General features: G+C 54.3%; 13 protein-coding genes and 1 pseudogene. All 14 read left to right on the top strand.

The window, feature by feature from the left end; all coding sequences use genetic code 11:
* Window positions 1-132: pseudogene (gene rpsL / locus QE270_RS01015) on the top strand (30S ribosomal protein S12); the annotation flags it as partial.
* 77 nt (window positions 133-209) lie between these two features.
* Window positions 210-680, top strand: coding sequence for a 30S ribosomal protein S7 (rpsG, locus tag QE270_RS01010; protein WP_125229576.1), 471 nt, complete (start codon window positions 210-212; stop codon window positions 678-680).
* Window positions 681-725: 45 nt separating this feature from the next.
* A complete protein-coding gene (fusA, locus tag QE270_RS01005) occupies window positions 726-2,798 on the top strand; it encodes an elongation factor G (protein ID WP_300033953.1) in 2,073 nt (690 codons plus the stop codon).
* Window positions 2,799-2,889: 91 nt separating this feature from the next.
* Window positions 2,890-4,080, top strand: a complete 1,191-nt coding sequence (gene tuf, locus QE270_RS01000; protein WP_296198181.1) for an elongation factor Tu — start codon at window positions 2,890-2,892, stop codon at window positions 4,078-4,080.
* Between the two features lie 148 nt (window positions 4,081-4,228).
* Window positions 4,229-4,540 (top strand): 30S ribosomal protein S10, encoded by a 312-nt coding sequence (gene rpsJ, locus QE270_RS00995; RefSeq protein WP_022672862.1) that lies wholly within the window; start codon window positions 4,229-4,231, stop codon window positions 4,538-4,540.
* A 213-nt stretch (window positions 4,541-4,753) separates the two neighbouring features.
* Window positions 4,754-5,599 carry a 50S ribosomal protein L3 gene (gene rplC / locus QE270_RS00990; protein ID WP_300033950.1) on the top strand — a complete coding sequence of 282 codons (846 nt, stop codon included), beginning with the start codon at window positions 4,754-4,756 and terminating at the stop codon, window positions 5,597-5,599.
* A gap of 3 nt (window positions 5,600-5,602) precedes the next feature.
* Window positions 5,603-6,244: a 50S ribosomal protein L4 gene (gene rplD / locus QE270_RS00985; RefSeq protein WP_300033948.1), complete on the top strand. Its 642-nt coding sequence runs from the start codon at window positions 5,603-5,605 to the stop codon at window positions 6,242-6,244.
* The gene (locus tag QE270_RS00980; protein WP_296198173.1) at window positions 6,244-6,552 is read left to right on the top strand and encodes a 50S ribosomal protein L23; all 309 of its coding nucleotides are present in this window, start codon (window positions 6,244-6,246) and stop codon (window positions 6,550-6,552) included. The genes rplD and QE270_RS00980 overlap by 1 nt, the downstream gene beginning before the upstream one ends.
* A gap of 10 nt (window positions 6,553-6,562) precedes the next feature.
* Window positions 6,563-7,399, top strand: coding sequence for a 50S ribosomal protein L2 (gene rplB / locus QE270_RS00975; RefSeq protein WP_296198170.1), 837 nt, complete (start codon window positions 6,563-6,565; stop codon window positions 7,397-7,399).
* A 3-nt stretch (window positions 7,400-7,402) separates the two neighbouring features.
* Window positions 7,403-7,678 carry a 30S ribosomal protein S19 gene (gene rpsS / locus QE270_RS00970; RefSeq protein ID WP_295442689.1) on the top strand — a complete coding sequence of 92 codons (276 nt, stop codon included), beginning with the start codon at window positions 7,403-7,405 and terminating at the stop codon, window positions 7,676-7,678.
* Window positions 7,678-8,058 (top strand): 50S ribosomal protein L22, encoded by a 381-nt coding sequence (gene rplV / locus QE270_RS00965; RefSeq protein WP_300033945.1) that lies wholly within the window; start codon window positions 7,678-7,680, stop codon window positions 8,056-8,058. The genes rpsS and rplV overlap by 1 nt, the downstream gene beginning before the upstream one ends.
* A gap of 3 nt (window positions 8,059-8,061) precedes the next feature.
* The gene (gene rpsC / locus QE270_RS00960) at window positions 8,062-8,766 is read left to right on the top strand and encodes a 30S ribosomal protein S3 (RefSeq protein ID WP_300033943.1); all 705 of its coding nucleotides are present in this window, start codon (window positions 8,062-8,064) and stop codon (window positions 8,764-8,766) included.
* A 16-nt stretch (window positions 8,767-8,782) separates the two neighbouring features.
* The gene (gene rplP, locus QE270_RS00955) at window positions 8,783-9,217 is read left to right on the top strand and encodes a 50S ribosomal protein L16 (protein WP_158902175.1); all 435 of its coding nucleotides are present in this window, start codon (window positions 8,783-8,785) and stop codon (window positions 9,215-9,217) included.
* A gap of 1 nt (window position 9,218) precedes the next feature.
* On the top strand, window positions 9,219-9,364 hold a 146-nt coding region (rpmC, locus tag QE270_RS00950; RefSeq protein ID WP_300033956.1), incomplete at its 3' end, for a 50S ribosomal protein L29.

The raw sequence follows: 9,364 nt of genomic DNA, 5'->3' as shown, positions 1-9,364 counted from the left end.
CTTATCCGTGGCGGCCGCGTACGCGACCTTCCCGGTGTGCGTTACCACGTGCTTCGCGGCGTACTCGATACGCAGGGCGTCAAGGACCGCAAGCAATCGCGTTCCAAATATGGTGCAAAGCGTCCGAAGTAATTCGAACGTTACCATTGGCTGGCCGATTGGCGCGCAACTGCGCTGCCACTGGTCCCATGAGATAAAGGAAATAAAATATGTCACGTCGTCGTCGTCCCGAAAAGCGCATCATTCTTCCCGATCCCAAATTCGGTGATATCGTGCTTTCAAAGTTCATGAACAACCTGATGCTTGACGGTAAAAAGTCAGCAGCAGAGCGTATCGTTTATGGTGCCTTGGAAACCGTTGAAGCCCGCGCCAAGAAAGATCCAATCCAGACCTTCCATGAAGCGCTGGATAACGTAAAGCCAGGTATCGAAGTCCGCAGCCGCCGCGTTGGCGGTGCGACGTACCAAGTTCCTTGCGAAGTGCGTCCAGAGCGCGCGCAGGCACTTGCGATTCGTTGGCTGATCGGCGCTGCCCGTAACCGCAGCGAAACCACAATGGCCGCCCGTTTGTCGGGTGAGCTGATGGATGCCGCATCGAACCGCGGTAACGCTGTCAAAAAACGTGAAGATACACACCGTATGGCGGAAGCCAACCGTGCGTTCGCTCACTATCGCTGGTAATCCTTTCCGAGCCACTTCGGTGGCTCACACTTCGGAGTAATGAATATGGCACGCAGCCATCCACTGAGTATGTATCGCAACATCGGTATCATGGCGCATATCGACGCCGGTAAAACCACGACCACCGAGCGCATTCTTTTCTACACCGGCAAGTCTTATAAAATCGGCGAAGTCCATGATGGCGCAGCCACAATGGACTGGATGGAACAAGAGCAAGAGCGTGGCATCACGATTACGTCGGCTGCTACCACCTGCTTCTGGAACGACCACCGTATCAATATCATTGATACACCAGGCCACGTTGATTTCACGATTGAAGTTGAACGTTCGCTGCGCGTTCTTGATGGTGCGGTTGCGTGCTTCGACGGCGTTGCTGGTGTTGAGCCCCAATCCGAAACCGTATGGCGTCAGGCCGATAAGTATGGCGTTCCGCGCATGTGCTTCATCAACAAGCTTGACCGCACTGGCGCAAACTTCAAATATTGCGTGCAATCGATCATCGATCGTCTGGGTGCGAAACCAGCAGTTTTGTATATCCCAATTGGCCTTGAAGCCGATCTGAAGGGTCTGGTGGACCTTGTGCACAACCGCGCAATCATCTGGAAAGATGAATCGCTTGGTGCGGACTTCTTCTACGAAGATATCCCTGCTGATTTGGCTGCGGAAGCGGCGAAATATCGCAGCGAACTGATCGAACTTGCCGTTGAGCAAGACGACGTCGCCATGGAAGCATATCTTGAAGGTAATGAGCCGGACGTTGCAACGCTGAAGGCGCTAATTCGCAAGGGTACGCTGAATCAGTCGTTTGTTCCTGTCTGCTGCGGTTCGGCGTTTAAGAACAAGGGCGTTCAGCCATTGCTCGACGCCGTTGTTGATTATCTGCCTTCGCCGCTTGATATTGAAGACGTCCAAGGCGTTCACATGGATACGCTCGAGCCAGACAGCCGCCCACCTGCGGACGATGCGCCGTTCTCGGCACTCGCGTTCAAGGTCATGAACGATCCCTTCGTTGGCTCGCTCACTTTCATCCGCATCTATTCGGGTAGCTTGCTTAAGGGCACCTATCTGAACTCGGTGAAGGACAAGAAGGAAAAGGTCGGGCGTATGCTCGAAATGCACGCCAACGAACGTAAGGACGTTGACGAAGCATTTGCAGGCGACATCATCGCGCTTGCCGGCATGAAGGAAACGACCACCGGTGACACATTGTGCGCCGAACGTTTCCCGATCATTCTTGAGCGCATGGAATTCCCTGAGCCAGTTATCGAACTGTCGGTGGAACCAAAGACCAAGGCTGACCAAGAAAAGATGGGCATTGCGCTCAATCGTCTGTCAGCTGAAGATCCTTCGTTCCGCGTATCGACCGATCATGAATCGGGCCAAACGATCATTAAGGGCATGGGCGAGCTTCACCTCGACATCATCGTCGATCGTATGCGCCGCGAATTCAAGGTTGAAGCCAATGTCGGTGCGCCGCAGGTTGCATATCGCGAATATCTCGCACGCGAAGTTGACGTTGATTACACCCACAAAAAGCAGTCGGGTGGTTCAGGTCAGTTCGGCCGTATCAAGTTCACGGTAAAGCCGGGCGAGCGTGGCACGGGCGTTGTCTTCAAGGATGAAGTCAAGGGCGGTAACATTCCAAAGGAATATATCCCCTCGGTTGAAAAGGGCATGCGCGAAACGGCCCTGTCCGGTTCGTTAATCGGCTTCCCGATCATCGACTTTGAAATCACGCTGTATGACGGCGCGTACCATGATGTCGATTCGTCGGCTCTGGCGTTCGAAATCGCTGGCCGCGCCGGAATGCGTGAAGCTGCGCAAAAGGCAGGCATTAAGTTGCTTGAGCCAATCATGAAGGTCGAAGTTGTGTCCCCTGAAGAATATCTGGGCGATGTCATCGGCGATATGAACTCACGTCGTGGTCAAATCCAGGGCACTGACAGCCGCGGTAATGCGCAGGTTGTTGAGTCTATGGTGCCTTTGGCCAACATGTTCGGCTATGTGAATCAGCTCCGCTCGTTCACGCAAGGACGTGCGAACTACTCGATGTTCTTTAATCATTATGATGAAGTGCCATCGAACGTTGCAGCCGAAATCAAGGAGAAGCTTGCCTGATAGGCAAAAGCCGACTAATGGCGGCGCCTGATTCAGACGGCGTCGTCCCACCTGATCAAAATATTACCTAATCGAAAGAAGGTTTGAGAAAATGGCAAAAGCTAAATTTGAGCGGACGAAACCGCATTGCAACATTGGTACAATCGGTCACGTTGACCATGGTAAGACCACGCTGACCGCAGCAATCACGAAGGTGATGGCCGAAGCCCATGGCGGTACCGCCGTTGATTTCGCAAACATCGATAAGGCGCCAGAAGAGCGCGAGCGCGGCATCACGATTTCGACCGCACACGTCGAATATGAAACGGCTGCCCGCCACTACGCCCACGTCGACTGCCCAGGCCACGCTGACTATGTTAAGAACATGATCACCGGTGCGGCGCAGATGGACGGCGCTATCCTCGTTGTGAACGCCGCTGATGGCCCGATGCCACAGACTCGCGAGCACATCCTGCTTGCACGTCAGGTTGGCGTTCCTGCACTCGTTGTTTACATGAACAAGGTTGACCAGGTTGACGACGAAGAAATTCTCGAACTGGTCGAAATGGAAATCCGCGAGCTTCTGTCGAAGTATGATTTCCCAGGTGACGATATTCCAATCGTTCGTGGTTCGGCGCTTGCTGCGCTTGAAGGCCGTGACGACAACATCGGTAAGGAATCGGTCCTTGCATTGATGGCCGCCGTTGATGCAGCTATTCCTCAGCCAGAGCGTCCAATTGATAAGCCATTCCTGATGCCAGTCGAAGACGTGTTCTCAATCTCGGGTCGTGGTACGGTTGTAACCGGACGCGTTGAAACCGGAATCGTCAAGGTTGGCGAAGAAGTTGAAATCGTCGGAATTAAGGATACCAAGAAAACGACCGTTACTGGCGTTGAAATGTTCCGCAAGCTGCTCGACGAAGGTCGCGCAGGCGACAATATCGGTGCGCTCGTTCGTGGCGTAGGCCGTGAAGAAGTTGAGCGTGGCCAGGTTCTCTGCAAGCCAGGTTCGGTTACGCCGCACACTGAGTTCTCGGCAGAAATCTACGTTCTTTCTAAGGACGAAGGCGGTCGTCACACACCATTCTTCGCAAACTATCGTCCACAGTTCTACTTCCGTACGACTGACGTAACCGGCGAAGTGATCCTTCCTGAGGGCACTGAAATGGTTATGCCAGGCGACAACGTGACTATCGCTGTTAAGTTGATTGCACCAATCGCAATGGACCCAGGTCTTCGCTTCGCAATTCGCGAAGGCGGACGGACTGTCGGTTCTGGGGTTGTCAGCACCATCACGAAGTAATATAGGCCGCGCAACCCGCCCGTTTCTGTTGATTCGGGCGGGGCGGTTTTAAGAAATTCAAAACAGCGGTTCCGTCTTCGAAAGCGTAAGTCGGAATGGCTGTTTTTCGGCTCTTTGATATTGATAGAATTTGGAAATTGGTAAAACCATGGAAACGCAAAATATTCGCATCCGCCTGAAAGCATTCGACCATCGCGTCCTCGATCAGGCAACTGGCGATATTGCCGACACAGCACGCCGCACTGGCGCGCTCATCCGAGGACCAATTCCGCTTCCTACCCGTATCGAAAAGTTCACAGTGAACCGCGGACCGCACGTCGACAAGAAGTCGCGCGAGCAGTTCGAAGTTCGGACATATAAAAGGTTGCTCGACATCGTTCAGCCTACGCCGCAGACCGTAGACGCGCTCATGAAGCTCGATCTTGCTGCTGGTGTTAATGTCGAAATCAAATTGGCGTAAGCCGATATCTTCGCGAAAGCGAAGTGAGACAATAGGAATACCGCCGGATTTATCCGGGCTGCGTTCCCCGTCTTACCAGATTGCTCATTAAGGTGAGCCGCTGGTGCCTAGCCCGGACGGGGCAATGCTTAAAAATTCAGGGCTGGATTTAGGCGTCACGCCCTCCTGGTAATCGTGCCAGCCGGGCCTCTGACATAAGTTGGAGTATGGATCATGCGCACTGGCGTGATCGCGAAAAAGATGGGTATGATGCGCCTCTTCAATGAAGACGGCCGTCACGTTCCTGTCACCGTATTGGCGCTGGAAGGCTGCCAAGTGGTCGGAGCTCGCAACGAGGAACGTGATGGTTATTTTGCCGTCCGCCTTGGTGCAGGAGCCCGTAAAGCGAAAAATGTAAACAAGCCGCAACGTGGTGAATTCGCCAAGGCACAAGTTGAGCCAAAGGCACGCGTCGCTGAATTCCGCGTTGATAATGCCGATGGCTTGTTGCCAGTCGGCGCAACTGTTTCTGCTGACCATTTCATTGACGGCCAATTGGTCGACATTACTGGCCACACACAGGGTAAAGGCTTTGCTGGCGCCATGAAGCGTTGGGGCTTCGGTGGTATGCGCGCATCGCATGGTGTTTCCATCACCCACCGTGCCCATGGTTCGACTGGTCAACGCCAGGATCCAGGCAAGGTTTTTAAGAACAAGAAGATGGCCGGCCACATGGGTGACCGTCAGCGTACTCAGCAAAATCTTGAAATCGTCCGCACTGATGTTGCGCGCGGTCTTATCTTTGTGAAGGGCTCGGTTCCTGGTGCGAAGAATGGCTGGTTGCTTGTTCGCGATGCCGTCAAGGTTCCAACCCCTGAAGCTGCTCCATTTCCTGGCGCGTTGAAGAACGACAATGAGGCCCCAGTGGTCGAGGACGTCATCATCAACACCGAAGTTGAAGTTGCAGACACCCACGCTGTTGAAGCTGAAGCGCCTGCCGCAGATGCTGCGCCCGCTGTTGAAGCCGTTGCTGTCGAAGCGTCTGCTGCAGATGCCGGCGAAGAAACGAAGGAGGGCTAAACCATGAAGCTCAAGGTTCAAACCCTCGACGCCAAGGCAAAGGGCGACATCGATCTGAATGACGACGTATTTGGCATTGAGCCACGCGCCGACATTCTGCACCGTGTTGTTACCTGGCAGCGTGAGAAGGCCCGCGGTACGGCTCGTCCTACCCGTGAGCGTTCGGACGTGGCCCGCACAGGTAAGAAATTCGGCAACCAGAAGGGTGGCGGTACTGCCCGTCACGGTGACCGTGCTGCTCCGATCTTTATCGGTGGTGGTAAGGCCCATGGTGCCCGTCTGCGTGACTTTAACCCATCGCTTAACAAGAAGATCCGTTCATTGGGTCTGAAGATGGCGCTTTCGAGCAAAGCCAAATCGGGTTCGTTGATCGTTCTTGAAAATCTTGATCTGGCTGCTGCCAAGACTGCAGCTCTCATGGGTCAGGTTGACAAGCTCGGTTTCGGCAAGTCGACACTGGTTATCGATGGCGATGTCGTCAGCAACAATTTCCGTCTGGCTTCGGCTAACCTGGTCGGCATCAATGTGATGCCAGCAGTTGGCGCGAATGTTTATGACATCCTGAAGCACGACACTTTGGTTTTGACCCGCGCTGCGGTTGAGAAGCTTGAAGCACGCTTCGCCCTCACGGGAGGTGCCAACTAATGGCTAAGGATAAAGCAATCGACGTGCGTCACTACGACGTCATCGTTGCCCCGCACATCACTGAAAAAGCGACCCTGTTGTCGGAACATAATGCTGTTGTGTTCAAGGTCACGGGTAGCTCGACCAAGCCGCAGATCAAGGCAGCTGTTGAAGCCTTGTTCGACGTGAAGGTCACGAACGTGAACACCCTTGTGCAAAAGGGCAAGACCAAGCGTTGGAAGGGCAAGCCCTACAAGCGCTCGGATGTCAAAAAAGCGATCGTCACTTTGGCCGAAGGCCAGAGCATCGACGTGACCACCGGTATTTAAGGGCAGGATAATGGCACTCAAAAGCTACAAACCAACTAGCCCCGCCCGTCGCGGCCTTGTGCTGGTTGACCGGTCAAGCTTGTACAAAGGCGGTCCTGTTAAAGGTCTGACCGAAGGCAAGAGCAAGACCGGCGGCCGTAACAATAAGGGCCATGTGACGTCGCGCGGTATCGGCGGTGGTCACAAGCAGAAATATCGTTTGATCGACTTTAAGCGTCGTAAATGGGATATGCCTGCAACGGTAGAGCGTCTGGAATATGACCCTAACCGTTCGGCTTTCATCGCGCTTGTAAAGTACGAAGACGGCGAACTGGCTTACATCATTGCGCCGCAGCGTCTCGCCGTTGGCGATTCCATTGTTGCCGGTGAAAAGACTGACGTGAAGCCTGGCAACGCAATGTTGCTGAGCCAAATGCCGGTCGGTACCATCTGCCACAACATCGAAATGAAGCCCGGCAAGGGCGGTCAGATTGCACGTTCAGCAGGCACCTATGTGCAGCTGGTTGGTCGTGACGGTGGCCGCGTTATCGTGCGCCTGAACTCAGGCGAGCAGCGTTACATTCTCGGGACCTGCATGGGGACAGTTGGCGCGGTTTCGAACCCTGACAACTCGAACACGACACTTGCCAAGGCAGGCCGTAATCGCTGGCGCGGCATTCGCCCGCTTACGCGTGGTGTTGCTAAGAACCCTGTCGATCACCCGCATGGTGGTGGTGAAGGTCGTACATCAGGTGGCCGTCATCCGGTTACACCTTGGGGTAAGCCAACAAAGGGTGCTCGTACCCGCAGCAACAAGTCGACCGACCGGATGATTATCCGTTCGCGGCATGCTAAGAAGAAGAGGTAACTCATGTCTCGTTCCGTCTGGAAAGGTCCGTTTGTTGACCTCTATCTGCTGAAAAAAGCAGAAACCGCTCAGGAAGCATCGAAGGCTGCACCGATCAAGACTTGGTCGCGCCGTTCGACAATCCTGCCTCAGTTCGTTGGCCTGACGTTCAGCGTCTATAACGGCCACAAGTTCATTCCCGTTTCGGTGAATGAGGACATGGTCGGCCATAAGCTTGGTGAGTTCGCGCCTACGCGTACCTATCATGGCCATGGCGCAGATAAGAAGGGCAAACGCTAATGGGTAAGGCATCCGCACCCCGTCGCGTCGCCGACAATGAAGCACTGGCAGTGGGCACAACCATTCGTGGTTCGGCTCAGAAGCTTGGCCTCGTTGCCGCGCTGATCCGTGGCAAGAAAGCTGAAGACGCGCTCAACATCCTGAAATTCTCTACCAAGGGAATGGCAGACGATGTGCGCAAGGTTCTGGCCTCTGCCATCGCCAATGCCGAAAACAACCACAATCTCGACGTCGACAGCCTTGTCGTTGCCGAGGCGAGCGTTGGCAAGGCGCTGACCATGAAGCGTTTCATGGCACGTGGCCGCGGCAAGTCGAGCCAGATCATTAAACCATTCAGCCGTCTGCGTATCGTTGTACGCGAACAGCAAGAAGAGGCATAAGTCATGGGTCAGAAATCAAATCCAATCGGGCTTCGCCTGCAAATCAACCGGACTTGGGATAGTCGTTGGTACGCCGAAGGTGCGGAATATGGCCGCATGCTCCTGGAAGATATCAAGATCCGCAAGTTCATCTTTGATACGCTGCCACAAGCGGCGATTTCCAAGGTTGTTATCGAGCGTCCAGCCAAGAACTGCCGCGTTTCAATCTATGCAGCGCGTCCTGGCGTGATCATCGGTAAGAAGGGTGCGGACATTGAGAAGCTCAAAAAGCTGATCAACAAGTTCACAACCGCCGAAGTGTCGTTGAACATCGTTGAAATCCGCAAGCCGGAAGTCGACGCGAAGCTCGTAGCTCAGGGTATTGCTGATCAGCTTATCCGTCGTATCGCTTTCCGTCGTGCGATGAAGCGCGCGATGCAATCAGCGATGCGTCTGGGTGCAGAAGGTATCAAGATTACCTGCGGTGGTCGGTTGGGCGGCGCAGAAATTGCGCGCGTTGAATCTTACCGCGAAGGACGCGTGCCTGCACATACCCTTCGTGCCAACATTGATTATGCTGAAGCCGAAGCACTAACCGCTTATGGCATCATCGGCATCAAATGCTGGATCTTCAAAGGCGAAATCTTGGGTCATGACCCAATGGCAACTGACCGGCTGATGATGGAAGCGCAGACTTCCGGCGTCCGTCCGCAGTCTGACCGTCGCTAAAGGTTAGGAACTAGACATGTTGCAACCAAAGAAAACAAAGTTCCGTAAGCAGTTCAAGGGACGCATTAAGGGCGAAGCCAAGGGCGGGTCTGACTTGAACTTCGGTTCATATGGCCTGAAGGCGCTTGAACCAGAACGGATTACCGCACGTCAGATCGAAGCGGCCCGCCGCGCGATTACACGTCACATCAAACGTCAGGGACGTTTGTGGATCCGGATCTTCCCAGACGTGCCCGTCACGAAGAAGCCTGCCGAAGTCCGTCAGGGTAAGGGCAAGGGTTCGGTCGAATATTGGGCAGCTAAGGTTAAGCCTGGCCGCATCATGTTTGAACTCGATGGTGTTCCTGGTCCAATTGCGGCTGTCGCATTCCAGCGCGCAGCCATGAAACTGCCAATCAAGACCAAGGTCGTGGCGCGTCTCGGCGACACCTCGCATCTGGGAGCATCATAAGATGAGCAAAACCGAAGATCTCCGCGTCCAGAGCGACGATCAGCTTGCTGTTCAGCTCGGCGATTTGAAGCGCGAAGCGTTTAACTTACGGTTCCAATCGGCCACTGGCCAGATGGAAAAGCCGGCACGTGTGCGTGAAGTGCGTCG

This window comes from Sphingorhabdus sp., assembly GCF_029865925.1.
Lineage (GTDB): Bacteria > Pseudomonadota > Alphaproteobacteria > Sphingomonadales > Sphingomonadaceae > Sphingorhabdus_B.
Note: the sequence above shows the minus strand (reverse complement) of the source record. Positions and strands in the feature narration are given on the sequence as shown.

Excerpts from the sequence above, each read along its gene's own strand:
- rpsC (WP_300033943.1), top strand. The coding sequence starts at position 8,062 with ATGGGTCAGAAATCAAATCCAATCGGGCTTCGCCTGCAAATCAACCGG.
- rpsJ (WP_022672862.1), top strand. The coding sequence starts at position 4,229 with ATGGAAACGCAAAATATTCGCATCCGCCTGAAAGCATTCGACCATCGC.
- rplV (WP_300033945.1), top strand. The coding sequence starts at position 7,678 with ATGGGTAAGGCATCCGCACCCCGTCGCGTCGCCGACAATGAAGCACTG.
- fusA (WP_300033953.1), top strand. The coding sequence starts at position 726 with ATGGCACGCAGCCATCCACTGAGTATGTATCGCAACATCGGTATCATG.
- tuf (WP_296198181.1), top strand. The coding sequence starts at position 2,890 with ATGGCAAAAGCTAAATTTGAGCGGACGAAACCGCATTGCAACATTGGT.
- rplD (WP_300033948.1), top strand. The coding sequence starts at position 5,603 with ATGAAGCTCAAGGTTCAAACCCTCGACGCCAAGGCAAAGGGCGACATC.
- rplC (WP_300033950.1), top strand. The coding sequence starts at position 4,754 with ATGCGCACTGGCGTGATCGCGAAAAAGATGGGTATGATGCGCCTCTTC.
- rpsG (WP_125229576.1), top strand. The coding sequence starts at position 210 with ATGTCACGTCGTCGTCGTCCCGAAAAGCGCATCATTCTTCCCGATCCC.
- rplP (WP_158902175.1), top strand. The coding sequence starts at position 8,783 with ATGTTGCAACCAAAGAAAACAAAGTTCCGTAAGCAGTTCAAGGGACGC.
- QE270_RS00980 (WP_296198173.1), top strand. The coding sequence starts at position 6,244 with ATGGCTAAGGATAAAGCAATCGACGTGCGTCACTACGACGTCATCGTT.
- rpsS (WP_295442689.1), top strand. The coding sequence starts at position 7,403 with ATGTCTCGTTCCGTCTGGAAAGGTCCGTTTGTTGACCTCTATCTGCTG.
- rplB (WP_296198170.1), top strand. The coding sequence starts at position 6,563 with ATGGCACTCAAAAGCTACAAACCAACTAGCCCCGCCCGTCGCGGCCTT.